A 20,515-nucleotide genomic window follows, 5' to 3' on the forward strand; every position below is an offset into this window, starting at 1 on the left:
GTCGGCGCACTATGAGCGAGGCGGATCAGAACAGCGCCCGGTAATCGATACATCGGGTCAGAGGCGCAAGCGTCTGGCTCAGATCCCCGGCCAGGTGCAGCTCGGCATCGCCCGGGTGCAACGCAATGCGTAAGGGATGACGTTCACTGGTGAACCCCCGGTTGCAGCGATTCCAGAACCGCAGCCCCACGGCTCTCAGCGGGGTATCGGCCTCGAACCCCACCAGCGGTAATCGCCGCCGCACGCCGGTGGCGGTGTGGAGGAGCCCCGAGGTGGTTTCCACATAGGTAAAGGGCGACTCGGCCAAATCCTCACCCCTGAGCTCTCCCAGGGCCCAGGCCGGCGGAACATACAGCTCCGGCGGGGCCAGCCGATGACGGGCAAACCAACGGTGGTTGTCGGCCAGCAGCGCCTTGAGCGCGGCGCGCGGCTGACTCAGATGTTCCGCCGCCTGGCGGGAAATCAGACGGGCGTGACAGCGGTGATACCAACCCCGGACCCGCTCGGCCCGATGAAACCAGCCGTGGCCCGCCAGCTCCAGCCCCCGGGATTGCCAGCAACCCAGGCGGGCCAGGTCTCCGGGGCGCCAATCCCGGCCCGGTACCACCAGTAACACGGTGCCGGGCCGGGCCGACACCGGCACCATGGACAGCAGTGCCTCCACCCGATCCAGGGTCTCCGGCATCACATCGTGGATGGATAACAACGCTTCCACGGCCGTCAGTCCAGCACGGAGGCGACCGCAGGCGGCGGGACGGACGGTAGCGTCGAGCGCTGGGCCACGGTATGGGTCAGCAGCTCACACCAGTGCGCAAGGCAGCGTTCATTGAGCGCACTGGCCACCTGCGCGGCGGTGCAGGCCCGCTCCCGACGCTCGGCGGGGGTGCGGGCGCGCAGTTGGGTCAGCGCCTCGGCCGCACTCTGTGACGGGTCGATGATAGTCAGGCCGGGGCAAAGCTCGGGCCACTGGGTGATACCACAGCCGGAGGACACCATGACCAACCGCTCCCGCACCATGGCCTCCAGCGCGATGGTGCCAAAGGATTCAAAGTGTGAGGGCAACAGCAGCAGGTCGTGGTCATCCACTTCCGCCCGCAGCGCCTCGCGATCGAGCCAACCCAATAAGCGCAGGTTCGGGCAGGCACGGGCGGCGTCCGTCAGCTCGCGACGCAGCGGCCCGTCGCCGGCAATACTGAACACCATATCCCGGTGTACCCGGGCGGCCTCGATGACCGCGGCGAGGTTTTTCTCCGCAGCCAACCGACCGGCAAACAGGACGCGACGCAACTGACCGCCGTAGGGGCGCCGCGGCGTGCAGGCAAACTCCGCCGAAATCGGCGTGCCGATCAATCCGGTAGAGGGCGCCCCCATCCGCTGAGCCAGCTCCAGCATATCCCGGGAGTTGCCCAGTACCGAGCGGGACCGGGCAAACAGGTAGCGGTGGGAGCGATCGAACAGCCGGTGGACCAGCCGGCCCCGCCAGGAGCCCTGCCAGTAGAGTTCGGTCAATTGCTCAAAGGCGGTGTGAAAGCCCGCGAGTACGGGAATCCCCAGGGATTTCGCCAGGCGCGCCCCCAGCAGCCCGTAGGGCCCCGGCGTGGCCACAATCATCACCTGAGGCGCGAGCTCCCGGAGCGCCTGCCGGAGCGCCCAGGGGTTGGGAATGCACAGCTTCTGGGTACGGTCACCGGGCAACGGCAAGGCCAGCCCCGCGCGCCAGCGGCCCCCTTCCACCCGGGGCGAAAACAGCACAATGCGCTCCAGCTCCGGTGCCAGCTGCTCCATCAGATCCTGATAGTAAGCACCTACTCCGTTTCGGCCGGGGGCGGCGTCGGATACGACCGCCACCCGCAGGGCCTCGGGCAACAGCAAAGGGTGGCGCGGTTCAGGGCTCATAGGACAACTCCGCTCATGGGTGAGGCCAGACAGACACAAAACGTTGACGAATACCGGCCTCACTCAGGCCGAACTCCGCCAGATCATAGCGGTGACCCGGACCGGCATCGCGGCGCGATTCGTCACTAAGTGCGACGGCGCCCCCTGAAGGCAAAGGCTGGCCAAGAAACGCGTAGAGGCGGAACCACCCCCGGGTATCCAGCCGCGAGAGTTCGGCCAGCGGCAGAACCTGCACCCAGGGCGCCCCGCGCAGCGCCAGAACCCGTCGGTAATAGCCGTGGAGCACGGTGATCATCCGCTCGCTCAGCTCCGGTGCAACGGAGTCGCCGCCCCACAGACGCAGCACCGGGCGCAAGGCACTCAACTGGGAGGGCACCGCCTCTTCCGGGCGGCGCACACAGGCAATAAAGCGGGCGTCCGGAAACGCGGCGCGCAAATCCTGAATCCAGGGCGTAAAAGACGGGTTTTTACTCAGCAGTCGCTTATCGCGGCCGTGAAAGTACAGGTGCCGCTGCAGGCAGCGCCGATAGAACGCCAGCATTGCGCGGCGCTCCGGGGCCGGTACCGCGTCATCAAAAAAGGCCAGACGCCAGTAGCGCTCCGCCCCAGGGCACAGCAACGCCGGCAGAAAACAGCCCCCCCGGTACAACAGCAGCAGAAAATCTTCCTCCGGCTCCTGCCAGGCCAACCGGTGCACTCGATCCATGGCTGCCCAGCGCCAGCGCCCGATCCAGCGCCGCAGCGGCGCCAGACACCAACCGACGAAACGCCAGAAATAGCGCTCGGAAATCGACGGAGCAAGCAGGCACTCCCACAGCGTCAGGGTCGTGAACGCCGGATCGTCCGCCAGGTGCCGCTGCAGAAAGGTGGTGCCGCTGCGCGGCACGCCCACGATAAACACCGGCGCGCGCACGGCGACACGGCGGTAGCCGCGAAACAGCAGCTCATCGAGCAGGAAACCGAGGGCATGGCAGAGAAACAGCAGACCGCTGCCCAACCAGAGCAGCAACAGTAGGGGCCAGCGCCACCAGCAGGCGCGCCAACCGTTGGCGGGCAGTGCTCGGAGCAGGTGCCCACCCAATCTCATCCAGGCCATCATCAGGTGCATGGCGCCTATGCAACCGCACTAGCATGACAATCCAATGACAGCGGTGTTAATTGAGTGGGGTGACGGCCAGTCGCTGGTCTTTGCGCCACTGCTCCAGCGGTGCGGGCTTACCGTAGAGGTAACCCTGCAGAAAGGTGCAGCCGAGGGCTTCCAAGCGTCTGGCCTGGGCCTCGGTTTCCACGCCCTCGGCGAGCACCTCCAGATCCAGGCTCTGACCGAGGGCAATGATGGTGCGGACAATGGCCTCGTCGTTCGGATCGGTCAGCAGATCCCGGACGAACGACTGATCCACTTTAAGCAACTGCAGCGGCAGTCGCTTGAGATAACTCAGGGAGGCATAGCCGGTCCCGAAATCATCCAGCGCAAACCGGATGCCGTGGGCCCGCAGGCTTTCCATCCGCTCGATCACCTGGTCCAGTTCATCGATCAACAGGCTCTCGGTCACCTCCAGCTCCAACCGCTCCGGGGGGCACCCCGAAGCGTCCAGGGTGTTTTCCAGGTGATCCACAAAGTTGGGGTGGCGGAACTGCGCCGGGCTGATATTGACCGCCAGGACCACGCCTTTGAGCAGCTCATCCCCCTGCCAATCCGCCAGGTAGGCACAGGCCTGCTCCAGCACCCACTCCCCCAGAGGCACAATCAGACCGGTGCTCTCGGCCAGAGGAATGAACTCGGCCGGCGAGATCATCCCCAACTCGGGATGCTCCCAGCGGGCAAGCGCTTCCATGGCCACCACCTCGCCGCGCGTGTTGACCTGCGGTTGCAGGTGCAACGCCAGGCGGCGCGATTCGATGGCCTGACGCAGCGCCCCTTCCAACTGAGTACGCCGATTGATCGCCACCTGCATCGCCGGATTGAAAAACTGCAGCCGGTTGTGACCCAATCGTTTCGAGGCCTGAAGCGCCAGGTCGGCGCCCTTGAGCAGGGTGTCGGTGTCCTCACCGGCATCGGAAAACAGGGCAACCCCCAGACTCACGCTGATCACGTAGGGGGCGCCGCCAAGCTCAAAGGGCTCGGCCAGGGCGGTCAGCCACTCATCGGCCCGGTTACGCACCGCCACAACGGCCCGGTCCGGCTGCAACGCCAGGTCCTCCAATAGCACCACAAACTCATCGGCGCCGAAGCGCGCCAGAGTATCGGTGGCGCTCAGCTTGCACTGAATGCGCTCCGCCACCGCGCAGAGCAACTGGTCGCCGGCATCGTGCCCCAGGGAGTCATTCACACTTTTGAAGCTATCCAGATCCAACAGCACCAACGCACCGTCGTAACCGGTGCGGGAACTGCTGAACAGCCCGTGCCGGACCCGGTCAAGCAGTAACCGTCGGTTGGGCAGGCCCGTCAGGGCATCAAAAAACGACAACTGGTGGAGCTGCTCCTGAATCTCGCGATGTTCGGTAATATCGGTGGAAATGCCGCACAGCGCGTAAATCTCGCCGGACGGCGTGCGCAAGGGCAACTTTTCCGAAAGAAACACGCGGGGCGATTCACAGCCTTTAAACCGGCTCACCTCTTCGTTGGAAAACCGCTCGCCACGCAGTAACACACGACTGTCGTTTTCCTTTAGCAGGCGAGCAGTCTCCGCATCGAAGAAGTCTTCATCTCGACTGCCAACAATAGCGTCTGGTGAGGCACCCAACAGGTCAGCGACTTTCTGGTTGACATACTGGTAGCGCAAATCCGTTCCCTTAATATAAATATGCGCCTGCACACTGTTGAGAATGGTGCTCAGCTTCTGTTCACTTTTTTGCAACTGTTGCGTCTGGCGCTGCACCTGGCGGCGCAACAGCGCACTGAACAGCAGCGCGGCCAACAGCATGGCACTGAGACCGGCCAGGCTCCACCAAAGCCAGGTCGGCAGAGGCCCGGACTCCCGCCGGGGCTCCCAGCGACGCAGCGTTTCGAAATACAGGGACCCCGGATCATTGCGCCATAGGTCCAGATAGTCATCGATGGTGGTCAACACCTTCGGCAGTCGCCCGGGGGTCACCGCGTAATACAGCCGGCTGGGCAAAAACACCACCGGCGCCCGCACCAGGTCGGTTCCCTGGGCTCGCTGATCGCCGTAGAACTGATTCGCCGCCACCGCATCGGCTTGCTGGTCCAGCACCGCCTGAAAGCCCGCCTCCAGGCTGTCCACCAGCACCCACTGGACCGGCAGCTCCATGCCGGAGAAGAACGTCATCAGATAATCGTGCTGCACCGAGCCCTGGAGCACCGCCAGCCGCCGCCCCTGTAACTCCAGCAAACTGGTGGGTTGCTCCGCCCCGGCCGCGACATAGATCTGGGACCAGCTCAGGAGCGCGGGAACCTCATGGAAATCAAACCGCGTGGCCCGCGAGGGGGTCAGAGCCACATCCGGCATCAGGTCGATTTCACCGTTGGCCAGAGCGCTCAGGCAGGCCTGCCACAGACAGGCTACCGGCTCGAGTTGCCAGCCCTCCTGCTCGGCGATATGAAGCAGCAGATCGCCGAGAATGCCCGAGGGCTCACCGGTTTCACTGAGGAAAATTTTGGGGGGATTTTCGTACACGCCAACCCGCAGGTGTGGCGCTTCTGGCTCACTGCGGGACTCCGCGGCCATCACCGGCAAGGCAAAAACGCAGGCCAATAGGAGCAGCCCTGCCCGCCTGCCCCACCGCCGGGGCATCTCCAAACCAAGGTTACCAAGTCGCAAACGAGGAGTCCTTACCGCCGATGAATGAGGTCGCCCGGAACCCCGGGAGACGCTATGCGATCAGCCTTAGTTATAGCAGAGACACAGGGGCAGGTCTCGTTGATTTTGGCGATAGGCACAAAAAACCCCACGCAGTGGTGGGGTTTTTTTGGTTCAGCGAGCCGGATGTTTCAATCAGGCATCGAGCACACTGCGCACGTAATCGGCCAGCGCCTGATCCTGACAGTGCTCGAAGAAGCACGCCTGGAAGCGCTCACCGGTCACGGCGGTTTTGACCAGCTCCTGATCCAGGGCCTTGAGGCCGTCCAGGTAATCCTTGGACATGGCATCTTTTACTCCATCCAGAATGTGGGCATTCTGCACCTGGCTGTCTTTGCGCTCGGGCGGGTAGCCCTGGCCTTTCTCGCCGGTGAAGGCTTTTTCGAAGATATAGCGGCAGTTCAGCTCCGCGCCCCAGCCAAAGCCTTTGGCAAACGGCAGTGCCAGCGCGTTGCCGTTGTTGATCTGGGCAAACAGGTAGGCATCAGAGGGGTCAATGCAGTAGCCGCAGACCACGCCCGGGTGCGCATTCAGGGACATCAGGGCGCCCTGCCCGGTACCGCAACCGCTGATCACGAAATCCACGGCTTTGGAGTTCAGCAGCAGACCGGCCATGATACCCAGGTGGATATAGGTCAGGCGGTGGTCGTTATCGCCGTTCATACCCACGTTGAACACCTGATGGCCCAGGTCATCGGCCACGGCATTCAGTTGCTCCAGCACAATCGGGTTCTTGCCCGCCTGGCTGAATTCGTTCATCAATGCAATTTTCATATCACTCGTTCTCCCAAAGAAATCAATCATCAATACAGCGTTTACGTTTTTATTTGTACGACATTATACGCCCTGGGCCGCGGTATCGTCCAATCGCCAGCAGGGACCATAAAAAAACCCCGGTATCTCGCGATACCGGGGCCAAGCACGTTTCCGACGCCCGCCTTCTCAGGCGGGCATCTCCCAGCATTACTGAGCCGGAGGCATAATCACAGTGTCAATGACATGGATCACACCGTTGGTGGTGTTGATATCCGCTTCGGTGACATTCGCACCACCGACCTGCAACATACCATCCACGATTTCCACGCTAATGTTGTTGCTTGCCGCTGTCTCCACGGTAGTACCGTTGAGCGTGTAGGCCGTTACGGAATCTACTGCAGCGCCACTGACCACATGAGACAGCAATACTTCAGTAAGCGCCTCCTGATCGGCCAACAGCGCATTCAGGTCTTCTTCCGGAATTTTGTCGAATGCAGCGTTGGTCGGTGCGAACACGGTAAAGGTCGCGTCCGGGTCGTCCAAAGTCGCTACCAGGTTTGCCTGCTGAAGCGCAGTCACCAACGTGGAGAAGCGATCCTGTGCGACTGCAGCCCCTGCAATGGTTGCATCGACAGTCTGAGGCGCCGGCGGCATCATCACTTTATCGATCACGTGAATCACACCGTTGTCGGCCAGAACGTTGGCGGTAGACACGGTAGAAGTGTTGATCAGCAGACTCTCTCCTGACAAGGACAGACCGGCGCCATCACCATTGGCCATCTCTACCACGGAGTCATTGCTTTGAGCGACGCTGATGGCGGCATCAGCCAGAATCGGATCGCCGGCAATCACGTGGTACAGCAGGATGTCAGACAGAGTGTCGGTGTCTGCCAACAGGGCATTGATGGTGTCGTCACCCAGCTCGGCAAAGGCGGCATCGGTCGGCGCAAACACGGTGAAAGACGAATCCAGGTCGGCCAAAGTGGTATCCAGACCTGTCGCCTCCAAAGCCGCGATCAGCGTTTCGAAGTTACCCGCGTCACTGGCCACATCAACAATGGACATGGGCGGAGCCGGCAGTTCAACGTCACCGACGATCACTGAATCGATTACGTGAATCACACCGTTGCTGGCGTAGATGTTGGTCATGGACACCACGGAACCACCGACGGTCAGCATACGGCTGTCGTTAATGGCGACGGGTATTTCCGCTCCACCCAGTGTTTCCACACTGGTGCCGTTTGCGGCGTATGCGCCCACGTTATTCACTTCGGCGCCAGACACGACGTGCTGACTCAGAACCGCGGTCAGCGCTTCTTCGTCATTCAGCAGAGCCTGAAGGTTCTCTTCACCGACGGCTTCAAACGCCGCATTGGTGGGAGCAAATACCGTAAAGGTTGCATCCGGGTCGTCGAAGGTGGGTACCAGACCGGCGGTATCAAGAGCCGTTACCAGAGTTGACAGACTTTCGGTAGCGACCGCCAAGTCGGCAATGGTCTGCTCGCGATCACCATTTTCTTCCGGTGGCATCAGCACCGCGTCAATGACATGAATCACGCCATTGTCGGCTTCCACATCCACCATGGTCACCAGCGACAGATTGACCAGCAGGTCTTCGCCCCAGAGGGACAGACCGACGCTATCACCGTTGGCCATTTCCACGGTGGTTCCCGCGGCGGCCACGGCACCGGTCGAATCCACTTCAGCACCGGAAATTACGTGGTAAAGGAGAATGTCCGAGAGGGTGTCGGTGTCTTCCAACAAAGCGCTGATGGTTTCTTCACCGAGCAAAGCAAAGGCATCATCGGTGGGGGCAAACACCGTGAATTCGCCTTCTGGATCGTCGAGGGTTTCGTCCAGACCGGTTGCCTCAAGGGCGGCGACCAGCGTGGTAAAATTACCGTTGTCGACGGCAACGTCAACGACGGTATTCACTTCCGGTTCGGGCTCCGGCATCGGAAGCGGATCGTCATCATCACTGCCACAAGCTATCAAGCTCATAGACAGACCCAATATTCCCGTATATTTCAATAACGCGTTCATGGTGTTAGCTCCTGATTGTTAGCATTACTGTTGAACTACATTGCGCTATACGGGGGGATTTTTTTTCAGGATCACAAATAAAACGCGAAAAGATTAAATATTGATCAAAGGGATGTTTTTGACGACAGATAGATTATTTCGGTGCAAGAGTGGCGGGGAAAGTGGCACCACATGAGGTGCCACTATCAGTACTCTATCGAGGAAGGGACTTGGGAACCATCACCGGGCGCTCGGCCCAGCGTTCAAAGCGCGGGGCAATGCGGTCCAGGTTGTCCGACCACCAGTGGGCATCAAGCTCGATCGCGGTTTTCAGGTTCTGCTCCGAGGTAGGCAGCCGCTTGCGCAACTCGGGTTCCAACAAAGCCAGCGAGGACTGACGAACCGGCCCGTAGGGGATGTAACGCGCCTGGGCGGCCAGACTTTCTGTGGATGTGGCGTACTTCAAAAAATCCATGGCCTGTTCGGTATTGCGGCCGTGCCGGGGTATGCCCCAGACATCGTAAAACCAGACCTGATGGTCCCAGACAATCTCCAGTGGTTCACCCCGTTGCACGGCGTCGTCCACCCGCCCGCTGTAAACCGAAGACATCACCACCTGGCCGGTTTCCAGCAGGCGTATTGCCTCTTCACCTTCTTCCCACCATTCAATGTAGGGTTTGATCCGGTTCAGTACCGTGAACGCTCGATCGACACCGGCTTCGGTGGACAGCACCTCATAAACGTTGCCCCGGGGAACGCCGTCTGCAACCAGTGCCCATTCCAGGTTTCCCTGGGGGCTGCGGCGCAGGCCGCGTCGCCCTGGAAACTGTTTCAGGTTAAAAAAGTCTTCCAGGGTTTCGGGGCCTTTTTCAAACCGCTCCCGATCGTAACTGACCACCGTAGAGCCCACCACGTTACCCACGCCACAGGGCATCAGACTGACATTGATGAAATCCTCACTCGCGGGCGTACCATCCGGCGCGGCCGGTAGGCTCTCAGGGTCAATGGGTTCAAGCAGGCCCTCTTCACAGGCACGGATGGCATCGAACAATTCCAGGTCCACCACATCCCACTTCACATTCCAGGCGCGCACCTGGCGACGGATTTCCTCGATGCCCCCGGTGTACTGAATCACATTGACCCGGGTACCGGTCTCATCCTCATAAGGACGAATGAAACCGAGGATCTGACTTTTCACATAGGCCCCGTCCCAGGACACCACATTCAGCTCATCTTGGGCCGCCGTCTCAAACGCGAACAGGGACAGGGTCAGCGCCATGACGGACGTTATCTTGAATCGCTGTCTCATAAAGCTCACCAGTAAAAACCGATATTAACGTTAAAACGGCCATGCCATTCGTCTTCACCGCCACCGGCCAGAGAACCGTTATCGAAGTAGGCCATATTGTTGGCGAGAATATAGTCCACATAGGTGAACAGGGGGCCACTGCCGATGGCACAGCCGGTAGTGTTGATCTGCGAATCCAGAACGCCGGCCTGGCCTTTGTAAAGTCGGGAGTAGTCGTTGTAACAGGTAATGCTGTCGACGCTCTCCCAAGGAGACGGCACATTGTAGGCCAGGTTCGCGACCAGTATATCCGCCTCGCTGGCAATGTCGTAGGTGCCGGCAAAGGCCCCGACGGTCACTACGCTGTTGTCCACGCCGGCCGGGTTGACCGGATCATACTGGTAGCTCATCCCTTTGAGCTGAAGGTTCCAGCGCCCGCAGCGGCTGTCCATATGCGCCGCCGCCGCCCACTGATCGCCACGCCGGTCGGTGGTGGCGTTGTACACTTCGCCGGCCTGTACGGACCCGCCCAGTTCCGTTTCGCAGGCGGTGCCCAGGCCAAAGGTATAGGCGGCACGACCGTTGAACTGGTTGACCTCCTCATTCTGCTGATCATCGGCGCGGATCAGGTCGAAGGAATAACGGTTGGGGTTGCTCGCATCATTGAGCTCTTCGTTTTTGTAGAACGCGAGATGCCAACTCCAGGGGCCATCGGAGCTCTGGTATTTCACGCCCATGTCGTAATCATCCCCAAGCCCCACATAATAGGGAACGCCGAACCAAGCGTTGTGGGCGGGGTATGGCAGCAGACCGAAGGGCACCCGATGGACACCAAACTGAAGCTGGCTTTCGTCTTCGAATTCGTAGCCAATCCAGCCGTGGTGCAGGGTGTGCATATAGGAGTAGTAGCGGTACTCGGCCGAGATCAGGATGTTGTCGATCTCCCCGTCCACGTTCAGGCGAAACACATCCAGCCCGCTCTCGCCGCGCTTACCATCGGAGCTGTCCACAAAATCCCGGTGCACGAGGTTAAAGCGCAAAGCGCCCCCGACATGCACCGCCGGTTCCGACGCACTCACTTGCTCCCCTGAGTCGTCGGACATGTCCCCCAGATCGCGAACCGAGACGCTGCGGACCGATTCCTCCTCAAGCTGTTCTACCCGTTCCTTGAGCCGATCGATCTCCTCGATCAGCGCCTCCACTTCAGGATCGCTTTGTGCCTGAGCAGTGCCGCTGAAGGACAAGGCGGCACATAGCGTGCCGAGTACAAACGGTTTTGAAGTCATCGACATACCCACTCCTTATCCGTCCTGACGGGAGTCCGCATTGTATGACTGCTCAGAGCTCTGAACGCCGGGCTCCTCTTCCGGTGGCTCAGGCGGAGTACTGAGCAGGTCATCGTGCTCCTCCATCCGCCAGGGCAGGCTTCCCGGGGATATGTGCAGGAAGTGCAGGTGCTTCTCAAACTGGTCGAGAATATCGGTAATAATATCCTGCTGATCAAACCCATAAATATCGTAAAGCTGACCACCGCGGCGTAAAAACACTTCCGCCCGATAGTAGTGCCGTTGGGTCTCTTCATCCGGCATTTCCGGATAGGCGTAATCAGGCAGCAGATGTTCCAGCATCCGAATCTCGTAAATGAAATCCACCTGCTCCTCTTTGACCACCTTGAGGTAGAGGCGAAGGTGCTCTTCGTCCAAATGCGTTTCAGCGGACCACCCTTGCTTGGTCAGTTCACGCTCAACCCGATGCATGGCCTTGTTGACCGTGGTGGTCATAAACTCCCACACCTTCGCCTGATCCGGGAAGTTCACCAGACCAGCAAGGCGACGACGCCAGAGTCCTTTGCCGGAGGTCCCGGAAAAACGCTGTTGTACATCGGTTTTCAGACTGCGGTGATGGTGCCCTTCAATCACCAAGGCGCGCCACATGCCCACCGCCGCAATGATCATGATGATGGAAAATGGCAAGGCACTGGCGATGGTCATGGTCTGCAAAGCACTCAGGCCACCCGCCAACAACAAGGCCGACGCCACCAACCCTTCCGACGTCGCCCAGAAGACTCTCTGCCAGGCGGGGGTGTGAATGGCACCTCCCGAGGCCAGTGAATCAATAACCAGCGAACCCGAGTCCGACGATGTGACAAAGAAGGTGATGATCAGAATCACGGTAATAAAGGACACAATCGAGCTCAGAGGCAGCGCCTCGTATAACTTGAACAGCGCCGTGGCATGGTCCGCCTGCACATCGCCAATCAGCGTGGTATAGCCTTCATTCATGATCAGATTCAACGCGGTATCCCCAAAGACCGAGAACCACATGAACGTAAACACCGACGGCACCAGCATCACCCCGACCACAAACTGACGGATGGTGCGGCCCCGACTGATCTTGGCGATAAACAGACCCACAAACGGCGCCCAGGCGATGGTCCAGCCAAAAATAAACAGCGTCCAGTTACCAATCCAGTCACTGCGGGAATAGGCCTGCAGGTTGAACGTCCGCTCGACGATGTTATTCAGGTAGCTACCCGTGTTCTGCAGAAAGGTTTCCAGAATGTGTACGCTCGGCCCGACGATAAACACAAAGATCATCAGCGACACGGCCAGAAGCATATTCAGGATAGACAGGCGTTTTACGCCTTTATCCATCCCCGCGACCACTGAAAATATGGCAAGGCAGGTAATTACCGCAATTGCAATAATCTGAACGGTTACGCTTATCGGAATCTCTGGCCATAAATAGTTCATACCGGCATTGATTTGCGCCACCGATAAGCCAAGCGTGGTCGCAATACCGAACATGGTACCGAGAATGGCGAACACATCCACCGCATGACCCATGGGCCCATAAATTTTGTCACCGATCAACGGATACAGTGCGGAGCGAATCGACAATGGCAGACCATGACGAAAGGCAAAATACGCCAGCACCAGGCCCACCAGGCCATAAATCGCCCAGATGTGAAAACCCCAGTGGAAAAAAGCGATTTGCATAGCCTGTTTGGCTGAATTTACCGTTTCAGCCGCGCCCTCTGGCGGAGAAGCAAAATGCAACACGGGTTCCGCCACACCAAAGAACAACAGGGCAATACCGTAGCCCGCAGAAAACAGCATGGCGAACCAGGCAGGGAAGCTATACTGAGGGTCAGCGTGATCCGGCCCCAGCTTGATGTGGCCCCACTTGGTCAGCGCCATACTGACGATGAACACCAGGAAAAACGCCACGGAAAGCATGTAGAACCAACCAAAGGTTTCCGTGATATAGCTGAGGGTGGTGGCGAAGGCCTTGCCGGCCAGCTCCGGGTTACTGATAGTGCCCACCACCAGCATGAGGATTACAATGACGGCGGGAATGAAAACCGGTATCAGGACCGTGGAGCCAACACCAGCCTTTGACGCATCTTGAGTCATGGGTTCATCCTTATCGTACGGTAAGTGACTACTTCGGCAGAAACAGCGCCGAACAGGTAAAATGAGTACGCAATCGGATTCAGTATAGACGCATTGTCAAGTGAGCACAGACACTGACCCAACCGTCATACCATTGGGCACCGCCTCAGGTAGTGCTATGCTGCCGTTGATTGAATGGTGCCCGCTTACAGGATAATCAGCTCATGTCGTCATTAAAGCCCGCCGATGTCGGAATCAGAACGCGCCTTTTCCAGATCATCTTTGAATCGGATACCCCGGTAGCCAAAGGCTTCGATATCTTACTGGCGATTCTCATCTTCATGAGTGTCGGCGTCATCCTGCTGGACAGTGTTCAGGAATATCACGAACGGTTCGGCACCCTGTTTTATTACACCGAATGGGTGATTACCTTACTGTTCACTCTGGAGCTTGGGCTGCGCATCTATTGCCTGCATAAACCCCTGCTTTACCTGAAGAGCTTCTATGGCATCATCGACGTGCTGGCCGTTCTGCCCACCTGGCTGATGCTGATTCTCCCCGGGGCTCAGACGCTGGTGGTCATTCGATTGCTACGAACACTACGGTTATTCCGGGTTCTGGAAATGATGGCCCTGGTGGGTCAAGGACGCTTACTGCTGGACGCACTGAAGCGAAGCCGTGGCCAGATAATGCTGTTCCTGTTCACCATCTTGATGTTGGTGACTATTTTTTCCACCTTTCTTTACCTGATCGAACCCCATGAGGCCGGGTTTACCAGCATCCCCACCTCCATTTATTGGGGTATCGTCACCCTGACCACCGTCGGCTACGGCGATATCTCCCCGGTCACCCCCTTGGGGCAGTTCATCTCGGTCATGATCATGCTCGCGGGCTACTCAATTATCGCACTGCCCGCCGGTGTATTTTCCGCAGAAGTGATTCGGTCGCTGCGCGAGGACCGCTATTCCGATGAAGCATGCCCGGGATGCGGAAAAAACCAACATGAGCGCGACGCCAAGTACTGCAAACACTGCGGCACCTGGTTGAATGAAGAGAAAGAAGAGCCACACTCAGACACTGATAAGCACCCGGCAGGCACAGAATAAGCGCTCTGCAAACGGCGCAGTTGTTACTCGCGCTTATCCTGCCAGGGCCATTTACCATACATTTCCACTTCAAGCGTAAAACTGAGGAACGTACGGATCAACACCACGATGGCCAGCACACCAATGGTCTCAAAGGTAAGCTCTACCGCCACCGTATAAATGATGTCTGAGGCGATCAGAAACTCAAGTCCAAGCAGTATACCCCGGCCCAATAGTTGACGAAGCTCTTGGAAAATAAGATCCAGGCTCTCTCGCTTGAGCAATCTGAGTACCGCATTGAACAATGCGTATAGCGCAAACAAGGCAATCGTTCCAATGCCTATCGCCTCAATGACCACTGCACACCAGGCCGCTACATCTGCTAGAAAATCGTCCACGTTGTCTCCCCCCTAAATGCCCCTAAACACTAACCGAGGTGCAGCTTCTATGATCCTACATGGTGGCGCCTCAACCAGGCAGCGACTCGAACGTTGGCAGCACCTCCAACTCTCTATCCCAAACCGCTTTGCTGGATGTAAAGATGTGAGCGGTTGGTTGTATAGACACTTCTGTATCTAAGCACCCGGCGGGAACAACGAGTAGCCCTGTGCCATCACTTATGGGCAGTGCTGAACCGCAAAGCTGACAGAAACTTTTGCTATGGCGAGTACCCTGAAGTCTAAAGGTCGTCACGGAGTCTGAACCCGATAACCAGGTCAGGCTGGCTGACAGCGAAAACAAGTTTGCCGCATGAGCTGATCCGGTATCCTTTTGGCAGTGCTTACAATGACACAGGTAAAAGCTGTCGAAGCCCCCTTGCACCTCAAACCTCACTGTGCCACACAGACACGACCCTTTATGCTTATTCATAGGATTTCCTTGTATGACCTGAAGGTGAAGAACACATATCGACCGCCATAACCGGCCGAGTGAAACGACGTCCGGAAAAGGAACCTGAACCACCTTCACGGACACTTTGGGCTCAATGGTTGATGTTCGTTGGGCGATAGATAGTTCAAGGATCAGGATAGACCATCTTCACTATAGAACTCAATGTAATCCATGATTTTCGCGACGCACTCAACCAAATTACAAAGAATGCTGCCCTAAGCGATGCATTATTCACAATTTTACCGTACTATCTAGCGCCTCCAAAAGCTGAAGGAAAATCGTATGTTTACGTATATGGTGTTTACCCGCCAGATTCTCCCTTTTATGTATGTCGGCGGTATGCCCCTGCTCTTCGCTGTTATCGCGATGGTGCTGAAACACCAGTTCAAGATCGACACTTCTTTTCTAGTTTTGTTTGTACCGATGGTCGTTGCTGATGTCCTAATTGGCATAATCTATCTCGTGGCACGGAGTGGCAGGCTCAGATCGCTAGCGGCCGGATTGCTCTCTACGGTGGTTATTTCTGTTAGCGGCGTAGTGATGTTTCATCAGCAAGTGGTGGATGAATTAAACCTTACAGCTCACTACTCCCAGTGGGGAAAACCTAAAGTGATCGGGGCCCATGCAGCTTCCAAGCTGAGGCAGCACAACGATATTTTTCCGGAACTTGAGAAAGGGGAGGTCTACCTGGCTTATGGCGTCAGTGATGTAACCAAGGCGAAGCGACTCATAGCAAAAGACGATGATGTTACTGTTGAGCCTGTAAGCTACCTTGGAGCTCTAATGACGCCGCTGGATGGCCTTGAAGTGACTGTCGAAGATAACGAGTTCCGGGTTACGGGCTTTGAAGATGATCTTGACGGCTTTTACGTTATCGTCGAGGGGCACGCAAATTACATCGGGAAGAAAGGCAGCCGTATGGAGGATCCCTACCTTCGCGTTTTCGTGCACAAACTGGTCGACCTTTCCTCCGAGGACCATAAACTCGGATATGTTGATCTTCCTCTGAATTATAAAACTCAGATGACCGAAAGGGCGGTGGAACGCATTGTTCGCTGGAGGGACTCAAAGAAGGTTCACATGCAGTATGTAGACGAGGCTATTTGACGCGGCTTGGCGGAATGTTAAGCAGGTTGAAAAGGGGCAATCCTTAATGTGCCCTGTTGTGCACCTGGAGGCGGGCTGTTTACCTTTCCTAGTACCTTTGCATCTTATTCCCCGTGTTTATTACAGGTATCGCTCCTTTTCCTCTTCGGGGTTATACATGCGTGTCCACCTCATTGGGGGATTCCACTCTAACTGTAGAAGGTGTCTACTTTTCTTGTGGAACTCGGACACATAACGCCGCGCACACCGGTGCGAGCTTGCGAGCATCCGACAGCCGAAGGCTGTGTAGTGCTGCGCTTGGTTATGTGTCTGTGACATTGCTAGACCTTCCCAACTAAATAAAGCGCTGAGAATATTAGAGCCAGCAAGCCAACTACGCTACACCAGAAACCGGTATTCCGCGCCCTGTAATCTTCGAGATATACCACTTGAGCAGAGGACGGATACCTCCCCAGGGTGACTAACTTGCAGATCGGCCATCCGACCCAGTAACAAATTGTTCCGAAGAAAATCTCTGCGAGGATATATCCTATCCCTCGAAGGAACCCTTTCCCTACTTCTTCAGCTAGATCATCCATAAGTTTTCTCTTGAGTACACATAACGCCCGCCATAAACGGCCGAGTGAAACGAGGTCCGGCGACCGAAGGGAGCGAATTTGATGGCATTGTTACGCTTATTGGCGTTCAAGAAGCGAGAATCCTTGGAAGTAACCTCTGCTTTCCCAGTCATCTACCGGCAGCACATAGTTATTTACTACTCGTGACCATACTAAGGCCATTTCATTGACGCTATTCAAGGTAATAGTAAAGTTGAAAGCCTCTACCCACGCGTCTTTTGCCGCAAACGCGTAGACAATGGCATGGGTTTTATGTCGGATGATTTTAAAATCGTAAGGCATCTCGTACCAATTGTCTCCCCTTTTAGCTCCGACTAGAACCTCATCTCCGTCTATTCTAATAATAATTTCGCTTTTGTAAGGCTGATCGGGATAGTCCCCCTGAAGCTCGAGTCCAGATATTTCTCCTAGCCATTCACCATCAAGTTGACTTAAATGAGCTTCAGACGCCGCCCTGAGTTCTTCAAACTCTGAATTCTCACCGAAAACTGATTCAAAAGGGAACGCCAAAAGTATAAATAGGTAAATGTACTTCACATGCTCCTCCATGCGTAACGCCTTGCTAAGGGGCAACCGAAACGTAGTGTAGGTTGTCCCGCGGAGGCCGCGCCTTTTGCGGCCGGAGTGTACTTGAGCAATTTGTTATGTGCTTATTGCTCGGGATTAATTTGTATATATGCATCCGAAGGAACACTGAGGGCAATACCATACTTTGATTTTTCATATTGCGTTGGCTCGCAACACTCAGGATTCAGTATTTCTATACAGAGAGGAAGCACTTGGTTACGTATTGAGATAATGTTTCTATTTGGCTTACCAAGCTCACCCCAGAAGGATACAAAGGCATTGCTATTGGTTCTACACTTTAGCCAAAACACTTTCTTATCTACAGAGTAATGGTCATTGACTATTTCGGTTATCACTATTTCCAATGTTAACTCCATGCTTTGGTGTATATGACACATAACGCCCCGCTAAACGGCGAGCGTTAGCGAGTCCGGTGGAGGCCACGCTTTTTGTGGCCGGAACGAATTTGAGCGGATTGTTATAAGCCTCATTCACTACCATCCCTCCAAGTATGTACCGACGTCCTTTCCTTGCTCTACTTCCTTTTTAGCTAAGAACTCGTTCAACTTTTCAGTATTCCTTAAACTACGCCGGTGGAACAGAATGTTCAGAAGAAAGTAGACCAACCAAAGCGAAATGAGGAAAAACAAAAAAATGGACAATTTTCCGGGAATGTCGAGATCACTACTAAAAAACACTATCGGTCCGCCGATAAGAGTCATCATCAGTAACACATGAAAGAAAGAGGTTCTTCCTGCTATTAGCAATACACGGTTCCCGTACATGTGCGTCCCTATAGCCTTAGTGCTTATAACGCCGCGTACAGAGGCGCGAGCTTGCGAGCGTCCTGCCGCCGCTTGCGGAGGCGAACTGGTACGCTTGGTTATGTGGGATTTTCATAGAGCCTCTGGGTTAAACCCTATAAATTGAGGGTGAGCTTCGGCCTGATTTTGACTAGAGAAGTGCTCATGCTCCCAGCGATCACCTTCTTCCTCAATTTCAACGGCACATCGCTCTAAGAACGCTGACAGCTCTCGGAGAGACCTAGGGTTTGCCGAAAGCGTGACCTCGGAGAGTTCCATCGGGGCGTCTTTACTTGCCTTTGTTCGACCGTATAGCTTCATAATGATCTACACATAACGCGTGTGGTAACAGGAGCACCGTCAGGTGCTTCCTGTTGACCCCTTTGTTATAAGAAGATGCTTCCACCGATTTTTGTATTCAGACAAAGACTCATTTTCCATATCTCTGAAAACATTATCTTGGTCAAAGACGAATTTCGATAATTTACTCACGCTTCGAATATATCCTGGCAACCCGTCCAGAGCGCAAACACTAATGATTGAGTGCCCTGTATTGGAAACCTGGTTTCGCCAAATAAGCGTAGCTTGCTTTATCTCCTCCACCTCGAGCTCCAGGTCATCTTGATGGCATTCGAAAAGCTTTCCATCAATGACAACCAAAGGAATGACAATATTGCAAACCGGGCCCTGTGACTGACTAGCTTCCTCCGCCTTCATGACCAGAGACCGGGCGCATTTTGCAACACTTATACACGCTGCATAGGCATTATCTTTCCCGGACGTAAATGCTTCTGTCAGCGTAAAACCATTTCGCTCCCCCATTTTGAACAATGGAGTTTGGTGGGCATATTTGTTCTGAGCAATCCGATGAAGAAACTCTTTACCTAGTTTATTGGCTGGCCGTTGAACTATCGATGCGGGTTTCGCAAGCCGAGTATCCTGCGACGTAAAAGCAACCCAAGGATGCTTTGTGGACGATTTACACTCCACACAAACGGTTATCCTCACCAAAATCTCACCCATGTCCCTTTGGCACGAGGCTACTACGTCAATCTCCCGGCTATCTCCGTTTTCCGGATCCACGTAATATTCGGATTGGGTCGCCCGAAAGCCCGCTTCACGGAATTGCTTGGCAACATGCATCTCAACAGGATAGCCCTGCTCACATATCCATTTTTTCACTTTTCCTGAGAGTTCAGACATCTCGACTACTCTTATAACGCCGCGTGCAAGGGCGCGAGTTTACGAGCGTCCCACCGCCGCTTGCGGCGGTGTATTGACACGCTTTGTTACAAGTTTTTATCAATTTCATTGAGGCACTCTTCTTGACTTGGCGGACAACCAGGAATGGAGCAAGAAGAACCGGAATATTTGTATTCGCTTATCCAAACCTCCTTGCACATTACGGGCCTGTATGTACCGTCCTCTTCTACCGCCCATCTGATTGGTCCCTCGTCCTTAGTTGCCTTCAATATCCTAAACACGGTTCGTGTCATATGACGCGAGCTCGGTTGACCAAAGCTTACACTAGAAACCACTTCTGCTCTTCCGTCGGCGACAAGCTTCCACAAAACTCTAGACTCGAGGTCCGGGACGGCAGACCAATCGGCGAAAGCTGACACTGGTAAAACAAATAAAAACAATGCCAATACACTTCTCAACATGCCACCCTCACCGTTGATACTTGTAACGCCCGCCATAAACGGCCGAGTGAAACGAGGTCCGGCGACCGAAGGGAGCGAATTTTATGGCTTTGTTAGGCAAAGCTAGAACCCGCACGAAGGGCACAATAAATATTCACCTCGATACAGGAAGCTGTGGCCACACCTCTTACACGTACGTTGCTTTTTATCACACGTATAGCGGACTACAGGCTCCACTACGAGCTCTGAGATTACGCTTATTGCCTCCGTGACTGAAATAGAAAAGAACTCCCGATTATCGTTCACTCGGTGACTAGCAAGCTTTGCGTGCACGGCTCGCTCAAGTAGCTCTACATCCTTTGTTAAATGAAAATGTTCTACCTCATATGGGGCAGGAACTCCAGTGCCCACGGAAAGCTCCTTAGCTCGCGTGTCGACATCACCGCGAGTAAAGCCGATTTTCACCATCCCTTTTATCGCTGGATTGCTCAAAACGTATATGTATCCAATACTCATGCGAGTCTCTGCCTAACATCTATGGACGCCCCGTTTTGTGCAAGTAAAATATCGTGACAGTTTAGGTTTGCAGCCATCTATACGGATTCTAGTTGGAGACTTGCTCCG

General features: G+C 55.8%; 17 protein-coding genes. 2 read left to right on the forward strand and 15 right to left on the reverse strand.

The window, feature by feature from the left end; all coding sequences use genetic code 11:
- Positions 1–25: 25 nt before the first annotated feature.
- The 9 genes from EDC38_RS15615 to EDC38_RS15655 all read right to left on the reverse strand — a co-directional run bounded on the left by EDC38_RS15615 (position 26) and on the right by EDC38_RS15655 (position 13,199).
- Complete coding sequence (locus EDC38_RS15615) at positions 26–715, reverse strand: polysaccharide deacetylase family protein (protein WP_123639463.1); 690 nt, start codon at positions 713–715, stop codon at positions 26–28.
- A 5-nt stretch (positions 716–720) separates the two neighbouring features.
- Positions 721–1,896, reverse strand: a complete 1,176-nt coding sequence (locus EDC38_RS15620; RefSeq protein WP_123639464.1) for a glycosyltransferase — start codon at positions 1,894–1,896, stop codon at positions 721–723.
- Between the two features lie 13 nt (positions 1,897–1,909).
- Entirely contained in the window at positions 1,910–3,004 is a 1,095-nt protein-coding gene (locus EDC38_RS15625) for a sulfotransferase (RefSeq protein ID WP_123639465.1), read from the reverse strand.
- A gap of 46 nt (positions 3,005–3,050) precedes the next feature.
- On the reverse strand, positions 3,051–5,612 hold the full coding sequence (locus tag EDC38_RS15630) for an EAL domain-containing protein (protein WP_211331160.1): 2,562 nt from the start codon (positions 5,610–5,612) through the stop codon (positions 3,051–3,053).
- A gap of 240 nt (positions 5,613–5,852) precedes the next feature.
- Positions 5,853–6,491: an RpiB/LacA/LacB family sugar-phosphate isomerase gene (locus EDC38_RS15635; RefSeq protein WP_123639467.1), complete on the reverse strand. Its 639-nt coding sequence runs from the start codon at positions 6,489–6,491 to the stop codon at positions 5,853–5,855.
- Between the two features lie 189 nt (positions 6,492–6,680).
- The gene (locus tag EDC38_RS16675) at positions 6,681–8,474 is read right to left on the reverse strand and encodes a fasciclin domain-containing protein (protein ID WP_281273560.1); all 1,794 of its coding nucleotides are present in this window, start codon (positions 8,472–8,474) and stop codon (positions 6,681–6,683) included.
- A gap of 235 nt (positions 8,475–8,709) precedes the next feature.
- Positions 8,710–9,804 (reverse strand): ABC transporter substrate-binding protein, encoded by a 1,095-nt coding sequence (locus EDC38_RS15645; RefSeq protein ID WP_123639469.1) that lies wholly within the window; start codon positions 9,802–9,804, stop codon positions 8,710–8,712.
- A gap of 5 nt (positions 9,805–9,809) precedes the next feature.
- Positions 9,810–11,075 carry a coiled-coil domain-containing protein gene (locus EDC38_RS15650; protein ID WP_123639470.1) on the reverse strand — a complete coding sequence of 422 codons (1,266 nt, stop codon included), beginning with the start codon at positions 11,073–11,075 and terminating at the stop codon, positions 9,810–9,812.
- Positions 11,076–11,084: 9 nt separating this feature from the next.
- Entirely contained in the window at positions 11,085–13,199 is a 2,115-nt protein-coding gene (locus tag EDC38_RS15655) for a BCCT family transporter (protein WP_123639471.1), read from the reverse strand.
- A gap of 203 nt (positions 13,200–13,402) precedes the next feature.
- Between EDC38_RS15655 and EDC38_RS15660 the strand changes: the two genes are divergently transcribed.
- Positions 13,403–14,284 carry an ion transporter gene (locus tag EDC38_RS15660; protein ID WP_123639472.1) on the forward strand — a complete coding sequence of 294 codons (882 nt, stop codon included), beginning with the start codon at positions 13,403–13,405 and terminating at the stop codon, positions 14,282–14,284.
- A gap of 23 nt (positions 14,285–14,307) precedes the next feature.
- Here EDC38_RS15660 and EDC38_RS15665 read toward each other — a convergent pair whose 3' ends face one another.
- Together EDC38_RS15665 and EDC38_RS15670 are read right to left on the reverse strand one after the other, a co-directional pair.
- Positions 14,308–14,661, reverse strand: coding sequence for a DUF1622 domain-containing protein (locus tag EDC38_RS15665; protein ID WP_123639473.1), 354 nt, complete (start codon positions 14,659–14,661; stop codon positions 14,308–14,310).
- A 70-nt stretch (positions 14,662–14,731) separates the two neighbouring features.
- Positions 14,732–15,133: a GFA family protein gene (locus EDC38_RS15670; protein WP_123639474.1), complete on the reverse strand. Its 402-nt coding sequence runs from the start codon at positions 15,131–15,133 to the stop codon at positions 14,732–14,734.
- A 303-nt stretch (positions 15,134–15,436) separates the two neighbouring features.
- Between EDC38_RS15670 and EDC38_RS15675 the strand changes: the two genes are divergently transcribed.
- A complete protein-coding gene (locus tag EDC38_RS15675; protein ID WP_123639475.1) occupies positions 15,437–16,261 on the forward strand; it encodes a hypothetical protein in 825 nt (274 codons plus the stop codon).
- A gap of 674 nt (positions 16,262–16,935) precedes the next feature.
- On the opposite strand, the gene EDC38_RS15685 is transcribed toward EDC38_RS15675, so the two are convergent.
- The 4 genes from EDC38_RS15685 to EDC38_RS16765 form a co-directional block, all read right to left on the reverse strand.
- Positions 16,936–17,415 (reverse strand): hypothetical protein, encoded by a 480-nt coding sequence (locus EDC38_RS15685; RefSeq protein ID WP_024461840.1) that lies wholly within the window; start codon positions 17,413–17,415, stop codon positions 16,936–16,938.
- A 926-nt stretch (positions 17,416–18,341) separates the two neighbouring features.
- Positions 18,342–18,569, reverse strand: a complete 228-nt coding sequence (locus tag EDC38_RS16760; RefSeq protein ID WP_425462039.1) for an Imm32 family immunity protein — start codon at positions 18,567–18,569, stop codon at positions 18,342–18,344.
- Between the two features lie 39 nt (positions 18,570–18,608).
- On the reverse strand, positions 18,609–19,451 hold the full coding sequence (locus tag EDC38_RS15690; protein WP_123639476.1) for a hypothetical protein: 843 nt from the start codon (positions 19,449–19,451) through the stop codon (positions 18,609–18,611).
- A 563-nt stretch (positions 19,452–20,014) separates the two neighbouring features.
- Positions 20,015–20,407, reverse strand: a complete 393-nt coding sequence (locus tag EDC38_RS16765; RefSeq protein WP_024461838.1) for a GIY-YIG nuclease family protein — start codon at positions 20,405–20,407, stop codon at positions 20,015–20,017.
- Positions 20,408–20,515 lie beyond the last annotated feature (108 nt).

It is taken from the genome of Marinimicrobium koreense, from assembly GCF_003762925.1.
Classification (GTDB): domain Bacteria; phylum Pseudomonadota; class Gammaproteobacteria; order Pseudomonadales; family Cellvibrionaceae; genus Marinimicrobium; species Marinimicrobium koreense.